General features: G+C 72.9%; 20 protein-coding genes and 1 pseudogene. 7 read left to right on the top strand and 14 right to left on the bottom strand.

What is annotated here, in order from left to right; genetic code table 11:
• Positions 1 to 199: 199 nt before the first annotated feature.
• The 4 genes from BJF79_RS01205 to BJF79_RS57930 are packed head-to-tail and all read right to left on the bottom strand — an operon-like array spanning position 200 to position 3094.
• On the bottom strand, positions 200 to 796 hold the full coding sequence (locus tag BJF79_RS01205; RefSeq protein ID WP_075894611.1) for a TIGR00730 family Rossman fold protein: 597 nt from the start codon (positions 794 to 796) through the stop codon (positions 200 to 202).
• Complete coding sequence (locus tag BJF79_RS01210) at positions 793 to 1599, bottom strand: TIGR00730 family Rossman fold protein (protein WP_075894612.1); 807 nt, start codon at positions 1597 to 1599, stop codon at positions 793 to 795. Before BJF79_RS01210 ends, BJF79_RS01205 begins: the two co-directional genes overlap by 4 nt.
• Before the next feature lie 56 nt (positions 1600 to 1655).
• Positions 1656 to 2852, bottom strand: a complete 1197-nt coding sequence (locus tag BJF79_RS01215) for an MFS transporter (protein ID WP_262401370.1) — start codon at positions 2850 to 2852, stop codon at positions 1656 to 1658.
• The gene (locus BJF79_RS57930; RefSeq protein WP_262401362.1) at positions 2735 to 3094 is read right to left on the bottom strand and encodes an MFS transporter; all 360 of its coding nucleotides are present in this window, start codon (positions 3092 to 3094) and stop codon (positions 2735 to 2737) included. Before BJF79_RS57930 ends, BJF79_RS01215 begins: the two co-directional genes overlap by 118 nt.
• Before the next feature lie 100 nt (positions 3095 to 3194).
• Between BJF79_RS57930 and BJF79_RS01220 the strand changes: the two genes are divergently transcribed.
• Complete coding sequence (locus tag BJF79_RS01220) at positions 3195 to 3761, top strand: TetR/AcrR family transcriptional regulator (protein ID WP_083733073.1); 567 nt, start codon at positions 3195 to 3197, stop codon at positions 3759 to 3761.
• Positions 3762 to 3860: 99 nt separating this feature from the next.
• Here BJF79_RS01220 and dapE read toward each other — a convergent pair whose 3' ends face one another.
• On the bottom strand, positions 3861 to 4919 hold the full coding sequence (gene dapE / locus BJF79_RS01225; RefSeq protein ID WP_075894613.1) for a succinyl-diaminopimelate desuccinylase: 1059 nt from the start codon (positions 4917 to 4919) through the stop codon (positions 3861 to 3863).
• 40 nt (positions 4920 to 4959) lie between these two features.
• On the opposite strand from dapE, the gene BJF79_RS01230 reads away from it, so the two are divergent.
• Positions 4960 to 5664, top strand: a complete 705-nt coding sequence (locus tag BJF79_RS01230; protein WP_075894630.1) for a 4'-phosphopantetheinyl transferase family protein — start codon at positions 4960 to 4962, stop codon at positions 5662 to 5664.
• Here the strand turns inward: BJF79_RS01230 and BJF79_RS01235 are convergent.
• Both BJF79_RS01235 and BJF79_RS01240 read right to left on the bottom strand, forming a co-directional pair.
• On the bottom strand, positions 5615 to 6601 hold the full coding sequence (locus BJF79_RS01235) for a hypothetical protein (protein ID WP_075894614.1): 987 nt from the start codon (positions 6599 to 6601) through the stop codon (positions 5615 to 5617). The two genes, BJF79_RS01230 and BJF79_RS01235, sit on opposite strands and share 50 nt — an antisense overlap.
• Positions 6602 to 6655: 54 nt before the next feature.
• Positions 6656 to 7489, bottom strand: coding sequence for a 2,3,4,5-tetrahydropyridine-2,6-dicarboxylate N-succinyltransferase (locus BJF79_RS01240; RefSeq protein WP_075894615.1), 834 nt, complete (start codon positions 7487 to 7489; stop codon positions 6656 to 6658).
• A gap of 52 nt (positions 7490 to 7541) precedes the next feature.
• Between BJF79_RS01240 and BJF79_RS01245 the strand changes: the two genes are divergently transcribed.
• Positions 7542 to 8210 carry a hypothetical protein gene (locus tag BJF79_RS01245; protein WP_262401363.1) on the top strand — a complete coding sequence of 223 codons (669 nt, stop codon included), beginning with the start codon at positions 7542 to 7544 and terminating at the stop codon, positions 8208 to 8210.
• 35 nt (positions 8211 to 8245) lie between these two features.
• Positions 8246 to 8422 (top strand): hypothetical protein, encoded by a 177-nt coding sequence (locus BJF79_RS57935; protein WP_262401364.1) that lies wholly within the window; start codon positions 8246 to 8248, stop codon positions 8420 to 8422.
• Between the two features lie 58 nt (positions 8423 to 8480).
• On the opposite strand, the gene BJF79_RS01250 is transcribed toward BJF79_RS57935, so the two are convergent.
• The 4 genes and pseudogenes from BJF79_RS01250 to BJF79_RS01265 all read right to left on the bottom strand — a co-directional run bounded on the left by BJF79_RS01250 (position 8481) and on the right by BJF79_RS01265 (position 12629).
• Positions 8481 to 9455 carry a glycoside hydrolase family 64 protein gene (locus BJF79_RS01250; RefSeq protein WP_083733074.1) on the bottom strand — a complete coding sequence of 325 codons (975 nt, stop codon included), beginning with the start codon at positions 9453 to 9455 and terminating at the stop codon, positions 8481 to 8483.
• Positions 9456 to 9599: 144 nt separating this feature from the next.
• The gene (locus BJF79_RS01255) at positions 9600 to 10034 is read right to left on the bottom strand and encodes an ester cyclase (protein WP_075894616.1); all 435 of its coding nucleotides are present in this window, start codon (positions 10032 to 10034) and stop codon (positions 9600 to 9602) included.
• 214 nt (positions 10035 to 10248) lie between these two features.
• Positions 10249 to 10458 (bottom strand): annotated as a pseudogene (locus tag BJF79_RS57940) (DoxX family protein); the annotation flags it as partial.
• A complete protein-coding gene (locus BJF79_RS01265; RefSeq protein WP_075894617.1) occupies positions 10455 to 12629 on the bottom strand; it encodes an MMPL family transporter in 2175 nt (724 codons plus the stop codon). The gene BJF79_RS01265 and the pseudogene BJF79_RS57940, both read right to left, overlap by 4 nt.
• Before the next feature lie 111 nt (positions 12630 to 12740).
• Between BJF79_RS01265 and sigJ the strand changes: the two genes are divergently transcribed.
• Positions 12741 to 13688 (top strand): RNA polymerase sigma factor SigJ, encoded by a 948-nt coding sequence (gene sigJ, locus BJF79_RS01270; RefSeq protein ID WP_075894618.1) that lies wholly within the window; start codon positions 12741 to 12743, stop codon positions 13686 to 13688.
• Positions 13689 to 13701: 13 nt separating this feature from the next.
• On the opposite strand, the gene BJF79_RS01275 is transcribed toward sigJ, so the two are convergent.
• Positions 13702 to 14205 carry a pyridoxamine 5'-phosphate oxidase family protein gene (locus tag BJF79_RS01275; RefSeq protein ID WP_262401365.1) on the bottom strand — a complete coding sequence of 168 codons (504 nt, stop codon included), beginning with the start codon at positions 14203 to 14205 and terminating at the stop codon, positions 13702 to 13704.
• A gap of 97 nt (positions 14206 to 14302) precedes the next feature.
• Positions 14303 to 14878, bottom strand: coding sequence for a YdeI/OmpD-associated family protein (locus BJF79_RS01280; RefSeq protein ID WP_075894620.1), 576 nt, complete (start codon positions 14876 to 14878; stop codon positions 14303 to 14305).
• A 298-nt stretch (positions 14879 to 15176) separates the two neighbouring features.
• Here BJF79_RS01280 and BJF79_RS01285 point away from each other — a divergent pair, with 298 nt between their 5' ends.
• Both BJF79_RS01285 and BJF79_RS01290 read left to right on the top strand, forming a co-directional pair.
• On the top strand, positions 15177 to 16340 hold the full coding sequence (locus BJF79_RS01285) for a glycosyltransferase family 4 protein (protein ID WP_075894621.1): 1164 nt from the start codon (positions 15177 to 15179) through the stop codon (positions 16338 to 16340).
• Entirely contained in the window at positions 16319 to 17575 is a 1257-nt protein-coding gene (locus tag BJF79_RS01290) for an MFS transporter (RefSeq protein WP_075894622.1), read from the top strand. Before BJF79_RS01285 ends, BJF79_RS01290 begins: the two co-directional genes overlap by 22 nt.
• Here BJF79_RS01290 and BJF79_RS01295 read toward each other — a convergent pair.
• The gene (locus tag BJF79_RS01295) at positions 17572 to 18015 is read right to left on the bottom strand and encodes a winged helix-turn-helix transcriptional regulator (RefSeq protein ID WP_075894623.1); all 444 of its coding nucleotides are present in this window, start codon (positions 18013 to 18015) and stop codon (positions 17572 to 17574) included. The genes BJF79_RS01290 and BJF79_RS01295 overlap by 4 nt on opposite strands.
• Positions 18016 to 18106: the final 91 nt, after the last annotated feature.

An 18106-nucleotide genomic window follows, 5' to 3' on the forward strand; every position in this document is an offset into this window, starting at 1 on the left:
GGGCGACCCGCCGCCGCCCGCGCCGCCGTCCGCGCCGCCGCCGTCGTCCGTCCCGCCGGAGCACCCGGCGAGCAGCAGCCCGCCCGCGGCCGTCCACGCGACCGTGCACGCCTTCACCCTCGTCACGCCGTTCACGTCCCCACCTCCGCAGAGGCTCCTTCCCTCCCTGCGGAGATGACGCGCGCCGGACGCTACGGGTCTACAACTCCGCCTCGGCGTAGTCCTCGGGGGTCGCCTCGATCCGGACCGCGGACCGTTCCAGCAGGTCGAACGCCTCCGGGACGGTCGACGCCCAGCTCACCGCGTCGAACGTCTTCGGACGGGTGAAGCCGTGCTCGGCGAGGCCCTTCATCAGCTCGCGCAGCGGCTCGAAGACGCCGACGGGGTCGAGGATGACGATCGGCTTGGCGTGCATGCCGAGGGTCCGGGCCGTCCAGATCTCGAACAGCTCCTCCAGCGTCCCGATGCCGCCGGGCAGGACGAGGAACGCGTCGCTGCGGCGGTCCATCTCGCCCTTGCGGGTGCGCATGTCGGGGGTGACGATCAGCTCGTCGTTGTCCTCGTCGGAGATCTCGAGGTCGACGAGGTTCTCGGGGATCACGCCGACGCTGCGGGCGCCGCCGGCCCGCGCGGCGCGCGCCACGGCGCCCATGCACGACACCTGGGCGCCGCCGCTGACCAGGCTGTGGCCGCGCCGCGCCAGCTCGGCGCCGGCCTCCGCCGCCAGGTCGAGGAAACGGGGGTCGATCTTGCTGCTGGACGCGCAGAAGACGCAGACCGCGAGGGAGTCGCTCACGTGCCGTCCACTCCCCGCTCCGCGGCCTCGTCCACCGCGGCCTGCTCCTGCAGCAGCCGTTCCTGCTCGATGTGCGCGTCGACGACCACCTTGACGACCTCGTCGGGGTCGTCGGTGAGGTGGATCAGGTCCAGGTCCTCGGCGGAGATCTTCCCGGACGGCAGCATCACGGCGCGGACCCAGTCGAGCAGCCCGCTCCAGAACTCGGTGCCGACGAGCACGATCGGGAACCGGGTGATCTTCTTGGTCTGGACGAGCGTGATCGCCTCGAACAGCTCGTCGAGCGTCCCGAACCCGCCCGGCAGCACCACGAACGCCTGCGAGTACTTCACGAACATCGTCTTGCGGACGAAGAAGTACCGGAACTCCAGGCCGATGTCGACGTGGTCGTTCAGCTTCTGCTCGAAGGGCAGCTCGATGCCGAGCCCGACGGACAGGCCGCCGTTCTCGTCGCAGCCCTTGTTCGCCGCCTCCATGATCCCGGGGCCGCCCCCGGTGATCACCGCGTATCCGGCGTCGTGCAGCCGGGCGCCGATGTCGACGGCCATCTCGTACTCGGGCGTCCCGGGCTTGGTGCGGGCGCTGCCGAAGACGCTGACCGCCTTCGGCAGTTCCGCGAGCAGCCCGAAGCCCTCGACGAACTCGGCCTGGATGCGCAGCACCCGCCAGGGGTCGGCGTGCACCCAGTCGACCGGGCCGCGCGCGTCGAGCAGCCGCTGGTCGGTGGTCGTCGGCGGGACGGCGCGCCCGCGCAGCATGGCGGGTCCCTGCCGCCGGGAGCGGCGGTCGTCTTCGGATGTCATGGCCACCACCGTAACGGCGCGAAGGGACCCGCCACCTCTCCGTTTTTACGAACGGCCTACCTTCTCCGGGGGCACACTTTCCTCATCCTCGGCCGCGGCCGCGTCGGCGTCCGGCCGGGGATGAGCGCCAGAGCCCCCGCGGCGGCGACGAGCGCGACGCCCGCGGCGGTGAGCATCCCGGCCCGGAACCCCTCGTTCAGCGCGATCCCGAGGACGCGCTCGCCGTCCGCGAGCGCACCCTCGGTGACGTGCGCGGACACCGCCACCACGAGCGCCAGGCCGAGCGCGCCGCCGACCTGCTGGGCGGTGTTGATCAGGCCGGACGCGAGCCCCGACTCGTCCGCCGACGCCCCGGCGGTCGCGGCGATGGCGGTGCCGACGAAGACGACGCCGGTGCCGAGCCCCATCACGACGGCCGGGGCGAGCACCTCGGCCGCGTAGTGGCCGGTCACCGACATCCGGGAGAACCAGGCGAGCCCGCACGCGGCCACGGCCAGCGCCGCGCCCACCGGGACGCGGGGGCCGAACCGGGTGATGAGCCGCGAGCCGATCGCCGACCCGACGCCGATCGCGATCGCCACCGGAAGCTGCGCCACCCCCGCCTTCACCGGCTCGTAGCCCTTGACCTGCTGCAGGTAGAGCGTCATGACGTAGAACATCGGGAAGATCGCCATCGTCATCAGGACGGCCGCGACGTTGCCGCCGGTCAGCGACCGGTTCCGGAAGATCCCGAGCTGGACGAGCGGGTGCCGCACGCGCGCCTCCACCGCGGCGAACGCCGCGAGCGCCGCGACGGCCCCGGCGCCGAGCCCGAGCGTCCGCGCGGACGTCCAGCCCGCCTCGTTGCCGTCCACGAGCGTGTAGACGAGCAGCGCGAGCCCGCCGGTTACCGCGGCGGCCCCGGTGAGGTCGAAGCCGCGGACCCGCTCGTCCCGTGCCTCCGGCAGCAGGACGGGCGCGAGCGCGATGGCGGCGAGGCCGATCGGGACGTTGACGTACAGCACCGCCTCCCAGCCGAACCAGTCGGTGAGGAGCCCGCCGAGGATCGCGCCCGCGGCGCCGCCCGCACCGGCGACGGCGCCGAACAGGCCGAGCGCGCGGTTGCGTTCGGGGCCGGGCGCGAACAGCGTCATGATCAGCGCCAGTGCGGCGGGCGCGGCGAGGGCGGCGCCGACGCCCCTGCACCGCCCGCGCGGCGACGAGCGTCGCGGCGTTCGGCGCCGAGCCGCCGCGAGCGACGCGGCGGTGAACAGCGCGAGCCCGGCGAGGAACATCCGGCGCGTCCGGCGAGGTCGGCGACCCGTCCGCCGAACAGCAGGAACCCGCCGAACGCGAGCGTGTAGGCGTTGGCGACCCAGGACAGGTCGGCCTGGTCGAAGTGCAGGTCGCGGCCGATGGACGGCAGCGCGATGTTGACGATCGAGGCGTCCAGGACCAGGACGAACTGGACGGACGTGAGCAGTGCGAGCGCGAGCCCCCGATGCCGTGCGGCCATGCGCGGCTCCCATCTGGAAGTCGAATTCCGATTCCGTTTACGCGACGGAAGATACGGAAGCTGGATTCCGTTTGTCAATTCGTATGGTTGACTAGACGCGATGACCAGCACCGCCGAGCCCCGCCCGATGCGCGCGGACGCGCGCCGCAACCGACGTCGCGTCCTGGACGCCGCGCGCGTGGCGTTCGAGGAGGGCGGCGCCGAAGTCCAGATGGAGGACATCGCCCGCCGCGCCGGGGTCGGCGTCGGGACGATCTACCGCCACTTCCCCACCAAGCAGGCCCTCGTCGACGAGCTCATCGACGAGTGGCTGGCCGACGGCGCCGCCAACGCCGCCGAGGCGCTGCGCGTCGACGACCCGTGGGACGGGCTGGCGCAGTTCGTCCGGCGCAGCGCCGAGGTGATGAGCCGCAACCGGGGCCTGCGCATGGTGTTCGGCGACATCGGCCTGCTGTTCGACGAGAACACCGGCCACCAGAACCGTGAACTGCACGACAACACGACCCGGCTGATCGACCGCGCCCACGCCGCCGGGACGCTCCGCGCCGACATCGGCCTCCACGAGTTCCGCACCCTGATGTGCGGGCTGGCGATGACCGTCTCCCTCGCGGGCCCGGACGAACGCCGCGTCTACACCGACGTCTTCCTCCAAGGCCTCCGCGCCTGACCTTCCGCCCGCCCGGTTCGTTGATCTGCGGCGTGTTGCCCTAACTCGGGCGCCCATAAGGGCAACACGCCGCAGATCAACGTCAGGACGGGCGGGGGGTCAGGTGGTCAGCCAGGCTCGCATGCGGCGCTCGCAGTCGGCGATCAGGGGGATCTCGACGTATTCGTCCTTCGTGTGCGCGAGGGTGGGCTCCCCCGGCCCGTAGTTGACGGCCGGGACGCCCAGTTCGGCGAAGCGGGCGACGTCCGTCCAGCCGAGCTTGGCCCGGACCTCCGCGCCGCTCGCCCGGACGAACGCGTCCGCCGCCGGGTGCGTCAGCCCGGGACGCGCGGCGGGCGACGCGTCCGTCACCTTCACCGCGAAGCCGTCGAAGATTCCCCGAAGGTACGCCTCCGCCTCATCGAGGGACTTGTCGGGCGCGAACCGGTAGTTCACCGTCACGACGCACTCGTCCGGGATGACGTTCCCCGCGACACCGCCCCGGACGAACACGGCGTTCAGCCCCTCGTGGTATTCGAGCCCGTCCACGACCGGACGCGTCGGCTCGTACGCGCGCAGGACGTCCAGGATCCGTCCGGCCGAGTGGATCGCGTTGGAACCCATCCAAGCGCGCGCGCTGTGGGCCCTCTCCCCCGTGGCCGTGACCTCCACGCGGAGGGTGCCCTGGCATCCGCCCTCGATGAGCGCGCCCGTCGGCTCCATCAGGACGGCGAAGTCGCCGGCGAGCAGCTCGGGACGTTCGGCGGCGAGCAGCCGCAGCCCGTTGCGCTCGGCCTCGATCTCCTCGCACTCGTAGAACACGTACGTGATGTCGCGGGTCGGCTCGGGGACGGTCGCCGCGAGCTTGAGGGCGACGGCGACGCCGCTCTTCATGTCGGTCGTGCCGCACCCGTAGAGCCGGTCGCCCTCGACGCGCGACGGCAGGTTGCCGTTCAGCGGCACGGTGTCCAGGTGCCCGGCCAGGACGACGCGTTCCGGGCGCCCGAGTCCGGTGCGGGCCACGATGTTGTGCCCGGCGCGTTCGACCGTGAGGTGCGGCAACGCGCGCAGCGCCGCCTCGACCGCGTCGGCGAGCGGCCCCTCCGCGCCGCTCACCGACTCGATGTCGACGATCGCCGCCGTCAGGTCCGTCACGTCCGAGAACAGATCAAGCCGCATGGGCGACAAGCGTACGCGGCATAGGATCACCGGCGTGGAGATGCCCGTACTGGTCGAGTGGGCGACGCCCACCGACGAACCGCACATGCGCGACCTTCTGGACACCACCGAACGTGCCCGCCACGACCGTTTCGTCCGCCCCGAGGACAAGGCCCGCTTCGTCACCGGCCGCTTCCTCGCCCGTACCGTCCTCGCCGAACGCACCGGCCTGGCCCCCGAGTCGATCACGTTCACCACCGAGTGCCCGCACTGCGGCGGCGAGCACGGCAAGCCGCGCCTGCCCGGCCACGCGATCGACTTCTCGCTGTCGCACTCCGGCGACCGCGTCGTCCTCGCCCTGGTCGAGGGCGCCGCGGTCGGCGTGGACGTCGAGCGCGAGAACGACCGCGACATCGACCGGCTCGCCGAGATGGTGCTGTCGGCGCCCGAACGCGAGGCGTTCGCCGCGCTGCCGCCCGAGCGGCGCAGAAGCGGTTTCCACACGTACTGGAGCCGCAAGGAGGCCATCCTGAAGGCCACCGGCCACGGCCTGGCGGCCCCCATGACCGCCATCCACCTCTCCGGCCCCGGCGACCCGCCCGAGGTGCTCGCGTGGGACGACGACGCGGCCGTGTCGCCCGTCCGGCTGGCGGACCTGTCGCTCGGCTCCGGCTACGCCGCCGCCCTCGCCGTCCTGACCCCGCACCCCCTGAACGTCACTGCTGGACCGTCTTCAGCGGATGGTCGAACGATGTCGGGCACGTGAAGACGTACAGCGCGTAGCCGCGGCCGATCTGCACCTTCGTCGGGTCGTACTCGCGGCTCCCGGCGTCCTCCAGGGGACACCAGGACCCCTCGCCGTCGGGACCGCACTCGTCGTTCCACTCGCCGGAGTCGATCGACAGGAGCATGTCCATGGCGGCGCCGCAGTCGTCGCAGGTCGGCGGCTTGGCGCCGCCGAGGCTCCAGGACGCGTGGCCGCCGACCTTCCAGCCGGGGGCGAGCGACAGCTCGTACTGGTAGGACGGCCTGTTCGTCTCCTCCCACGCGGAGATCCGCTCCTGCAGACCGTCCGGCAGGAAGTCGTGGTACGGGTACTCGACGACCTGCTCCGGGTGCAGCACGCAGGGCTCGGGGAGGTACATGTCCTCCAGCATCGCCTCGGGTTCCGGCTGCTCGGCGACCACGTCGGTCACGTCGGACGAGCGGCGCCAGCGCAGCATCGGCGCCGGGCAGTAGTCCGGCAGGTGGTCGCGCGGGCACCACAGCACCTGCAGGACGTCCGCGCCCGGCGGCCCCGCGAGGCCCGGGACGTCCTTCAGGTAGAGCTGCGCGACGGCCATCATGGCGGCGGGCGGCGCGGGATCGGCCTTGTCGGCCTTCGCGTCCAGCTCGCCCAGGCGCGCGAGTTCCGCCCGCTGCTCGGGCGTGAAGTCGGCCCCGGCCGGACGCGCCGCGTAGATCTTTCGCCGCCGCCGCTCGGCGTCCACGCTCCGGAGATACCCCGCGGAGTCGTCGTGCGGCTCCGTGCAGACCGGCCACGGCTCGTCCGCGGGCCACCGGAGCGGCCCGCCGACCGAGCTGTCGTGCACCCCGGGCGTGCCGGGACGCGGGTGCAGGCGCGTGGCCGTCCGCGCGAACGGGACGATCTCCGGAAAGAGCGCCGCGATGTCCACGGGGCGCGGCGGAGTGGTACGTGTCATGCCGCCGCAACCTACTCCGCCCCACCGACGGCCGCCGCCGACGGGACTCCCGGCTCAGCCGAGGCCGTGGTCGCGCAGGATGTCGTTCAGCTCGGCCTTGTTGTGCCGCTGCCCCTCTTCGAGGCGCTTGAGGATGAGAACGGCGGGGAGGCCGAACGTGCCGCCCTTGAACTCCTTGGTGCGGGTGCCGCCGACCGCGACGCACCAGTCGGGGATGCGGCCCCGGCTGATCTCCTCGCCGGTCTCCACGTCGATGACGGGCATGGACGCCGACAGGTTCGTGCCCGAGCCGACGACCGCGCCCTTGCCGACCCGCGCGCCCTCGACGATCATCGAGCGGCTGCCGATCATGGCCTCGTCCTCGACGATGACGGGCTTGGCGTTCGGCGGCTCCAGCACGCCGCCGATGCCGACGCCGCCGGACAGGTGGACGTTCTTGCCGATCTGCGCGCACGAGCCGACGGTGGCCCAGGTGTCGACCATGGTGCCGGAGTCGACGTAGGCGCCGAAGTTGGTGAAGGACGGCATCAGCACCACGCCCGGCGCGAGGTACGCGCCCCAGCGGGCGATCGCGCCCGGCACCACGCGGACGCCGTCCAGGCGGCTCTTCAGCGGGATCCGGTCGTGGTACTGGAAGTCGCCGACCTGCGAACGCACCATGCCGAGCACCTTGAAGCTGAGCAGGATCGACCGCTTCGCGCGCTCGTCCACGACGACCTCGTCGGTCGCGGGGTCGATGAAGGCGACGCGGGCCTCGCCGACGTCGAGCTGGTCGACGGCCGCGGTGATCGCGGCGCGCGCGTCGGCGTCGTCCGGCGTGAGGTCGGCGCGCCGCTCCCACAGCTCGTCGATGACGTGGGAGATCGGGCTGGTGAACGTTTCGGTCATGGTTCCTGAGCTTAGTAGGGACCGGTTCCCGGTACGGTCTTCGCGTGGCTGCATGGGCGAGGTCGAAGTCGCGTCCCGCGGAGGGGCCGGACACACGCACGTCCCGGCGCGGCAGGCGCTGGGCCGTCATCACGTCCGTCTTCGTGCTGCTGCTGGGCGCGGGCGGTACGTGACGTACCAGTGGACGCGCCCGTACCTGCACGGGACCGGCTGCGAGGTGCGCACGACCGGCGGGCAGATGTCGCTGAGCCTGGAGCAGGGCGCGAACGCGGCGACGGTCGCGGCGGTGGCGTTCCGCAAGGAACTGCCGGAGCGGGCCGTGGTGATCGCGTACGCGACGGCGATCCAGGAGTCGCACCTGCGGAACCTCGCGGGCGGCGACCGCGACTCGGTGGGGATGTTCCAGCAGCGTCCGTCGCAGGGCTGGGGCACGCCGGAGCAGCTCCGCGACCCCGTCGTGGCGACGAGCAAGTTCTTCGACGGGCTCGTCCAGGTCAAGGACTACCTCGACAAGGACCTCCACATCGCCGCGCAGGAGGTGCAGCGCAGCGCCGACGGCGCCCTGTACGCGCAGCACGAGCCGGAGGGCGAGCTGCTGGCGGCGGCGTTCACCGGCCGGGAGCCCGCGACCGCGCGGTGCTGGTTCCCGCCGGACGAGCGGACGCCGCCGCGCCGCGCCGAGGCGGTCCGCGAGATGCGGCGGCGTTCGGCGGCGGGCTGAAGGGGACCGGCGACGCGTCGGCGGCGTGGACGTCGGTGGCGGTGCCCGGCGAGCGGATGGGCTGGGCCGTCGCGTCCTGGGCGGTGACGCACGCGCAGCCGTACGGGCTGACCGAGGTGCGGCACGCGGGCAAGGTGTGGCGCGCCGACACGGGCCACGACGGCTGGACGGCCGACGCCGAGGCCCCGAAGGACCGTGTGATCATCCGCTGACCGGCCCCGGCGGGCGGACGGCCGCACGCCGCACGCCCGCACGCCGGGGCCGGGAGGCTCACCAGCCGACGGCGACGAGCAGGTACTGCGGGTTCCCGCGCGAGACGAACGACGACCGCTCGGCGACGTCGTCGTACGGGAACCCGTACGCGAGGCCGCCGATCGCGTTGTCGTGCCAGAACTTCGCGTAGTGGTTAGCCGGGGCGGACGCGTAGAAGCGCGACACGTCCGTCCACTGCGCGGGCGGCAGTTCGGCGACGTGCCGGTTCAGTGCGGCGCACCGCGCGGCGTCCCCGGCGAGCGGGCCCGCGCACCCGGTGACCTGCGCGGTCGTCGCGGACACGCCGACGGACGCGGCGTAGCCGGTGAAGTAGCCCGCGTGCGCTCCGCCCGGCCGGAAGTCGGGCGAGTTGCCGGGCGACGGGATCCGGTACGGCGCCTCGACGGTCGCGAGGCCGTCGAACTCGGCCGGGACGGCGTCGGCGAACCGCCGGAACGTCGCCTCGCGGCTCTCCTGGAACGTCGCGAGGTTCTCGCCGACGGACACGTCGTACCCGTCGTGGGCGTGCAGCCGCATCGCGAGCTTGAGGCCGAAGCCGTCCACGCGGGTGGTGTTGCCGTTGAAGACGTCCGGGCCGACCGTGAACTCGATGAAGTCCCAGTACCGGCCGTCGGGCGAGCCGACGTGGAAGTACATGCGCCCCGCGGAGTTGGCGGGCATGTCGATGTACGGCTGTTCGGCGATCGAGCGGGTCTGCCCGTCGAACGTCCAGAAGACCTGGTCGTCGGGGTACTGCCCGTTCGTCCGGTTGAGGATCTTGACGGTGAGGACGTTCCGCGCGGGCGGGATGTTCGAGGTGTCGCCCCAGAACGGGTCGTCGGCCGCGGCGCGGACGGCGACGTGCCGCGCGGGGGCGGCCCCGTCCGGACCACCGGACAGGGCCGCCGACACGGCGAGGGCGAGCGCGAGGGCGGCGGCCGTCCACGCCCTGCCGAATTTCCTGGACCGGGCAGGGGGCTGGGATGGGAGCATGCGTCATCTCCTTCGAAGCCGCTCCCGCCCGGCCGGAAGCCGCTTGCACGGGCTTTTTCGCGACCCGATTCAAGGCGCGGATCGATCTCCCGTCAAGGGCCGCGAGCGTCTTTCGAGGTCGCCCGCATGATCTTCACCGTCCGTTCAGGCCGGAAGCATCCCGAGCTGCCGCAGTTGCGCGAGGACGTCGACGACCGCCCAGGTCTCGGCGACCCGGCCGTCGCGGAAGCGGACGACGAACATCTCGTTGTAGGTGACCGGCTTGCCGGTCGGCGGCCGCCCCATGTATTCGCCCAGGTTGGTCCCGGTGACGACGTTTCTGGAGACGACCTTGTCCCCTTCCGCGATGAGGTCCTCGATCGACACGTGCAGGTCGGGGAAGGCTCGCAGGAGCACCTCGAACACCTCCTTCACCGCCTGCACTCCCGTGCTTTCGAGCGGCAACGGTGTGCGGATCAGCACGTCCGGCTGGACGACCTCGTCCATCGTCTTCGAGATGACCTCCATATCCTGGGAGTTGAGGGCTTCGTGGAAACGCCGGAGCATTTCCTTGTTGTGCGTTGTTTCGGTCGTCGACATGTGACCTCTCCTCGTTGCGGAACGGATATCGGACGGGTATCGCTGCGGGGGCGTCACCAGCCGTAGGGACCGAACCGTCCCCAGGCGACGAGCGCGGCCAGCGCGAACAGGACGGTGGTGGCCGGCAGCCCGGACGGCTCTTTCCGGCGCAGGTGCATGACGCCGCCGACGCCATCAGGAGCGCCAGTCCGGTCGCGGCGGCCGGTGTCAGAACGGGGGCGATGTCCGTGGCGGCGGGCACGATCAATCCGAGCGCCCCGAGCAGTTCCATCACACCGATGAACCGCACCAGCCCAGGCGGAGAAGCCTGCACCCACGGATATTTGCCGGACAGTTTGGCGATCGGCTGGGAAACCTTCTCCGAGCCGGACATGGCGAACATCAGGGCCAAGGCCGATTGCACGATCCACAGGACCACGTTCATCGCGTGCCCCTTTCCAGCTCCACTTTCGGCAGCAGGCGGGCGAGCGGCGCCGGGAGCCACCAGGCGCGGCGGCCCATCAGTTCCATGGCGGCCGGGACGATCAGGCAGCGGATGATGACGGCGTCGACGAAAATCGCGATGGCCATGCCGAATCCGGCCTGCTGGAGGAGACGGTCCGGGCTGAGGATGAAGGCGCCGAAAATGACGACCATGATCGCTCCGGCGGCGGTGATGACCGAGCCGGTGTGGGCGAGGCCTTCCCGGACGGCGTGCGACGGGTCGTCCGGGGAGCGCGTCCATTCCTCGTGGATGCGGGAGATCAGGAAGATCTCGTAGTCCATGGACAGCCCGAAGACGATCGCGAAGATCAGCACCGGCAGGTACGCCTCGATCGGGCCGGGCTCCACGCCGAACCAGCCGTCCTGGAACACCAGTTTCATCGCGCCGAGCGCGGCGCCGATGCTGAGCAGGTTCAGCAGCGCGGCCTTCAGCGGGACGAGCACCGACCGGAACACCACCATCAGCAGGATCAGCGAGGCCCCGACGACGACCGCCATGAACAGCGGCAGCCGGTCGGCCACCTTGGCGGAGTAGTCCTCGGACGCGGCCGTGGCCCCGCCGACCAGGTAGGTCGCACCGTTCTGGGCGGACAGCCCGGGCAGGACGTCGTCGCGCAGGGTGCCGACGAGCCGGGACGTCTCCGGGTCCTGCGGCGCGGACTCGGGGAACACCGGCAGGGTCGCGGCGGCGCCGTCCGGCGTGGGCAGCGGGGTACCGGCGGCCTCGACGCCCGGGGTCGCGGCCAACGCGCGCGCCGCGGCCGCGGCGGCGTCCGGACCGCCGTCGGTGACCACCAGCAGCGGGCCGTTGAACCCGGGCCCGAACCCCTGCGACAGCAGGTCGTACGCCTGCCGGCTCGTGCTCCCGGACGGGTCGCTGCCCGCGTCGGAGAAGCCGAGGCGCATCCCGAACGCCGGGAACGCGAGCGCGCCGAGCAGCGCTCCCGCCGCCAGCAGCGCCGCCAGCGGACGCCGCTGCACCAGGACCGCGAGCCGCCGCCACCGCGTCCCCTCGGCGGCCTTCCCGGCGGCCTCCCGCCGCCGGGCGCGGCCGACGAACAGGCGGGCGAAGCGGCGGCCGAAGATCCCGAGCAGCGCGGGCAGCAGGGTCAGCGAGGCCAGCATCGTGACCAGCACGGTCAGCGCGACCGACAGCGCCATGCCCTGCAGCGAGCCGAGCCCGAGCGCGACGAGGCCGAGCAGCGCCAGGATGACGGTGCAGCCCGCGAAGAAGACCGAGCGGCCCGCGGCGTCCAGCGCCTGCACGGTCGCCGTCTCCGGATCCGCGCCGCGCACCAGTTCGGCGCGGTAGCGGGCGAAGATCAGCAGCGCGTAGTCGATGCCGACGCCGAGCCCCACCAGGATCATCATCGGCGGCGTCCAGTCGGCGATGGTGAAGACGTGCGAGGCCACGATGATCGCGCCGACCGTCGTCCCAACGGCGAACAGCGCGATGATGATCGGCAGCCCGGCGGCGATGACCGTCCCGAACATCAGGACCAGCACGACCAGCGCGGCCAGCAGGCCCACGCCTTCGGCAAGGCTCGTCTCCCCCGCCGCCAGCAGCCGCGCCGCCTCGCCGCCCAGCTCGGCCCGCAGCCCGTCCCCCTCGACCGCCTGCGCGGTGTCGAGGATGCGCTGGACGTCGGCCTTGGGCATGTCCTCCGACGGGACTTCCAGCATTACGGCTGCGTAGCCGATCGTGCCGTCCTCGCTGATGGCGGCGGCGTCCTGGTACGGGCCGCGGACGCCGCCGACCTTGGGCAGCCCGGCGACCTCGTCGAGCATCGCGCTCACCCGCTGCTCGACGCCGGGCCCGCGCAGCCCGCCCGCGTCGTGCAGGACGATCTGGACGGTGTCCCCCGCGCGTGCCGCGCCGTGCCCTTCCAGCAGTTCGGCGGCCCGCTGCGAATCGGTCCCGGGAATGGAGTAGTCGTTGCGGTAGTCGTCGCCCGTCGCCGTCGCGACCCCCCACACGCCGCCGAGGACGGCGACCCAGAGGATCAGCGCGAGCCATCGGCGGCGGTGGGCCCACCCGGCGATGCGAACGAACGCCCCCTTGCGCGAGGGCGGTCTGGTGTTTTCTTCTCGGTCCAGCTCGGTCAGTGTCATGGTCCGGTCTCCGGTACGGTCGCCTGCTTTCCGTCCTCGACGACGCGGCCGCGTCAGGTGTGACACGACGCGGCCATGTCACATTCGGCCGGGCTGCACCGTCGTTAGGGCATGGTGACGACTGACCGGAACACCGAGGAGATGCTCGCGCGGCACTTCGAGGCGAGCCGTCCGCGGCTGCTGCGCGTGGCGTACACGATGACGGGCTCGCTGGTCGAGGCCGAGGACTGCGTCCAGGAGGCGTGGCTGCGGCTGCGCGGGCTCGACGACCCGTCCGAGGTCCGCAACCTCGCGGCCTGGCTGACCACCACCGTGAGCCGGCTGGCGCTGGACGCGCTGAACAGCGCGCGCGTCCGCCGCGAGCGCTACTTCGGCACGTGGCTGCCCGAGCCGCTCGTCGAGGTCGGGGCGCCCGGCCCGGCCGACCCGGCCGACCGGGTCACGCTCGACGAGTCGGTCAGCATGGCGCTGCTCGTCGTCCTGGAGCTGCTCTCCCCGGCCGAACGCACCGCGTTCGTCCTGCACGACGTGTTCGGCGTCCCGTTCCCGGAGATCGCCGAGGTCGTCGGCCGCACCCCGGCCGCGGTACGGCAACTGGCGTCCCGGGCCCGCCGGCACGTCGAGGACGGACGTCCCCGCACCCCCGCCACGCATGCCGAACAGGACGAACTCGTCCGGGCGTTCACCGCCGCCTGCCGGGACGGCGACCTGCCCGGCCTCATCGCGCTCCTCGACCCCGACGTGGTGCTGCGCGGCGACGGCGGCGGCAAGGCCGCCACCCTGCAGCACATCGAGCGGAACGCCGCCCGGGTCGCGCCGATGATGATCGGCCACTACCGCGCCGTGGGCACGGTGGACATCCTGGTCGCCGAGGTCAACGGCGCCCCGGGCCTGCTCGCCCGCAGCGGCGACGGCGAACTGTCGGTCGTGGCGTTCACCGTCGACGCCGGCCGCATCACCGCGATCGACCTGGTCCGCAACCCCGACAAGCTGACGAAGATCCCGAACCTGCCCGGCCACGCCCCGGACGACCCGGACGACCCGTACCTCGGCCCCTAGAGCACGTCCCGGCTCACCGGCCGGGCGACGACCAGGAGCTTTCCTGCTCGGTCGCGGGGACCAGCCCGTAGGGGTCGGGGTGGATCTCGCGGGAGAAGTCCATGAGTTCGACTCTGTGCGGACGCAACCGGATCAGCACGAAGTCGTCCCCGGCCGGGCCGTCCGGAAAGAACGCCTCCAATCCGTTCTGCCACCTGGCGGCCCGTTCCGTCTCGTCCTCGACCAGTTCGGCGGTCGCGTTCAGGCACGCGTAGGCGAAGGCGGCCCGGTCCTCGACCGCGTACGACACGACCCGATGACGGGAGATCTGGGCGGCCTTACGGGACGTCGGGCTGGTCCCGATCCACACGGTCCCGTCGTCATCGACGCCGACGTGCTGAACGAGCCGGGTATGCGGCTGCCCATCGTCCACCGTGGTCAAAAACCCGTACGGGTTGGCCCGCAACAGCTCCAACGCCACACCGAACAACTCACCGGACACCGTTCGCCACTTCCCGTCCACCCTGAAGATCACCACGCTCCGGGCCATCCTTCACGGGACCGACCCGCCGGACAAGGGCGAACCAAGATCCACGGGACGGACTCCGGAGCGGTGACCGCCGCGGTCCACCGGGTCAGGAGCGTTCGCCCTCCGCCAGGTCCCGGACCGCCCGTTCCAGCCGCGCCCGCCTGGTCTCCGGCGTCGCGGCCTGGAGCAGCGGAAGCAGCACGAGGTAGCGGGCGGTCCGGTCGAGCGCGTCGAAGGCCGCCCGCGCCGCCGGGTCGGCGGCGAGCGCCGCGGCCAGGTCGTCCGGGACGGCGGCCGTCGCCTGCGACGCGTACGCGCGGTCCCAGCGGCCGTCCTCCCGGGCCCGCCGGACCTCGGCGAGGCCGGGCTCGCGCATCCGGCCCGCCGCCGCGAGCGCCGAGACCTTCTCGACGTTCACCCGCGACCACAGGCTCTTCGGCCGCCGCGGCCCGTACTTCTGCAGGTAGTACAGGTCGTCCAGGCCCCGGCGCTGCCCGGAGATCCAGCCCCAGCACAGCCCGGCGTCGACCAGTTCGTCGTCCGTGACCGACGCGATCCCCGACGCCTTCTTCGCGACCTTGACCCACACGCCCTCGCGGCGGGTGTGGTGTTGGGCCAGCCAGTCCTCGAACGCCGCCGCGTCCGGGAACGCGACGACTTCGACCCCGTTGATCTCGTCCATGCGCGCCAACCTAGCCGGGCCCGCCCCACGGGCCGGTCACCGAGCGGCGGCCCCTGCACGGGTCTGCCGGAGCGGCTCGTCGAGGCGGTGCCCGGACGCGTCGCCCCATGCATGGTTGACGGCTGCCGGGGAAGCGTGACCGAGTGACACCACCCACGCGAGGACGCGCGGGCTTCCCTCGTCGCCGGACGAGCGGCGCCACGGCGTACGGGCCCGGCCGCGATCCCCACCCGGCCGACACGTTCGACCCCGCCCGCGGTGATCACGCGGAACCCCCCGCGACGTCGAAGGGGGCTTGATGGAGATCCCGCGGACGCTGGTGCTGACCGGGCATTTCCCTCCGGAGCCCGGCGGGGTGCAGACGTTCACGTGGGAGCTGGTACGGCGGTTGCCCGCGGGACGGGTCGTCGTGGTGGCGCCCGCGTGGCCGGGGGCCGCGGAGTTCGACGCGGGGCTGCCGTTCCCGGTCGTGCGGCGGCACGCGTACCTGCTGTTCCGCGGGCTGCGGGGACTCGTCGAACGGCACCGGATCGAGGCCGGGTGGATCACCGCGGCGGCGCCGTTCGCGATGTACGCGCCGTTCGTCCGGGCGGCGGGGGTGCGGCGGCTGGTGGGGTCGACGCACGGGCAGGAGCTCGGCTGGTTCCGGGCGGCGCCGACGCGGGCGGCGCTGCGCGCGGCGGCCGGGTCGTTCGACGCGCTCACGCACCTGTGCGGGGGCACGCTGCCGGAACTGGCGGACGCACTCGGCGGACGAACGCGGCTGGTGCGGCTCGCCGGGGCCGTGGACACCGGCCGGTTCCGGCCGGGCCTGGACGGTGCGGGGATCCGGCGGCGGCACGCGCTGGGGAGCGGTCCGGTGGTGCTCAGCGTCGCGCGGCTCGTCCGCCGCAAGGGGCACGACACGCTGATCCGGGCGTGGGCGGACGTGCTGCGGCGGCGCCCGGACGCGCGGCTCGTCATCGTCGGGGACGGTCCGATGCTGCGGCGCCTCGCCGAGCTCGGCGACCGCACGGCGCCCGGGTCGGTCACGGTGACCGGGCCGGTGTCGGCCGCGGACCTGCCGCGCTACTACGCGGCGGCCGACGTGTTCGCGCTGCCCTGCCGGGACGACCGGCACGGCCTGCAGACGGAGGGGCTCGGGCTGTCGACGCTGGAGGCGGCGGCGTCCGGGCTGCCGGTGATCGTGGGCCGGTCGGGCGGCAGCCCCGAGTCGCTCGTGGACGGGCGGACGGGCGTGCTCGTCGACGCGTCCGGTCCGGGCGAGCTGGCGCTCGCGCTGCACCGGCTGCTGGCCGATCCCGGGCGGGCGCGCGCGATGGGCGCCGCCGGACGCCGCTGGGCGTGCGGCACCTGGAGCTGGGACGGCGCGGCCGCGCGGCTCTCCGGGCTGCTGGCGGGATCGCCCGACGCGGACGGGCGGCACGGACGGGAGCCCGCGTGGGACTCAAGGATCGGCTGAACCGCCGGGACTTCCGGCTGCTCATCCTCGGGCAGGGCATCTCGGCGTTCGGCGACTGGATGGGCACGCTCGCGCTGATGTACTTCGTCCTGGAGATCTCCGGCTCCACGACGGCGGTCGGCGGGGTGCTGGTGCTGCGGCTGCTGCCGTCCGCGCTGGGCGCGCCGCTGGCGGCGCGGGTGGTGACGCGGTGGCGGCGGCGCAGCGTGATGTTGACGTCCGACCTGGTCAGGGCGGGGATGGCGGTGACGTTGCCGCTGCTGCCGTTCCTGTGGTGGGTGTACTTCTGGGCGTTCCTCATCGAGGTGGTGGGGCTGATCTTCCTGCCCGCGCGGGACGCGGCCGTCCCGTTCCTCATCGAGGACGACGAGGAGGAGCACGACACGGGCACGCTGGAGGTCGCGAACGGGATCACGATGGCGACGTCGTACGGGATGATCCCGGTGGGCGCGGGCGCGTTCGGGCTGATCCTGTGGGCGTCGAACCAGGCGGGCTGGGAGGGCCACTGGCGTTACGTCGTGGTGTTCTGGTTCAACGCGCTGACGTACCTGGCGTCCTACCTGGCGGTGCGGGCGATCCCGGACCTCGGCCCGGGTCCGCACGAGCGGCGGGCGACGGAGCGGGAGACCGGGACGCAGCGGGGGTTCGTCGCGGCGCTGCGGCTGCCGACCGTGCGGGGCGTGCTGCCGGGCGTCGCGGTGATCGCGCTCGGCCTCGGCGCGCTGTTCTCGCTGGGCGTGGTGTTCGTGCAGGACGTCCTGGACGCGGGCGCGGTCGGGTTCGGCGTGCTGGTGGTGCTGTTCGGGGTGGGCGCGCTGATCGGGCTGCTGCTCGTCCACCGCAAGGGCTGGGACCTGCTGTCGCAGATCCGGACGGGGACGGTCGTGCAGGGCGTGGTGATCGCGCTGATGGGGCTGCTCGGGTCGGTGGGGTGGTCGTTCGCGGGGGCGGTCCTGTTCGGCGCGGGTGCGACGAGCGCGCTCGTCGGCGGCATCACCTACCTGCAGGAACGTCTCGGCGGCAGTGACCGCAACCTCGCCCTCACCGCGTTCCACGCGACGCTGCGGTTCGGCCTGGCGCTGGCGGCGCTGCTGTCGGGCCTGGCGGCGGACCTGCTGGACGGCGCGGACGCCACGCCGTTCGGGATGGCCCCGGCCCAGTTCGTCCTGATGCTGTCGGGGCTGGTGGTGCTGGCGGGGACGTTCCTCGTGCGGTCGCCGAAGGAGAAGCGCTAGGCCGTCCGGGCGCCGCGTCCGGTGGGGCGCCCGCCTTCCAGCGCGGGCCGCCCGCAGTGCGCGCAGACGACCTGGGCGTCGAGGTGCTCGCCGCAGGTGTGGATCCACCGGACGGGCGGGTCGGCGGGGTTGATGTGCCGGTCGCCCCAGCGCATGAGGACGGCGAGCACGTCGCTGAGCTCCAGGCCCTTGGACGTCAGGTGGTACTCGTACCGGACGGGGCGGTCGCTGTACGGTTCGCGCCGCACGATGCCGGCGTCCTCCAGCTTGCGCAGCCGGGTGGTGAGGATGTCGCGGGCGGCGCCGGTGTTGCGGACGATCCCGTCGAACCGCCGCACTCCGTACAGCAGTTCGCGGATCACCAGCAGCGTCCAGCGTTCCCCGACGACCTGCAGCGCGTCGGCGACCGAGCATTCGCGGGGGTCGGCGTCCTTGCCCATGACTCCAGCTTAGGCGGGTCGGTTGGGTTTTCCGACCGCTTCGGGCCGCGCGTGCGCCACCTCGGTGCGCGCGGCCCGAAGCGGGGCCGGG

This window comes from Actinomadura sp. CNU-125, assembly GCF_001942465.1.
Classification (GTDB): domain Bacteria; phylum Actinomycetota; class Actinomycetes; order Streptosporangiales; family Streptosporangiaceae; genus Spirillospora.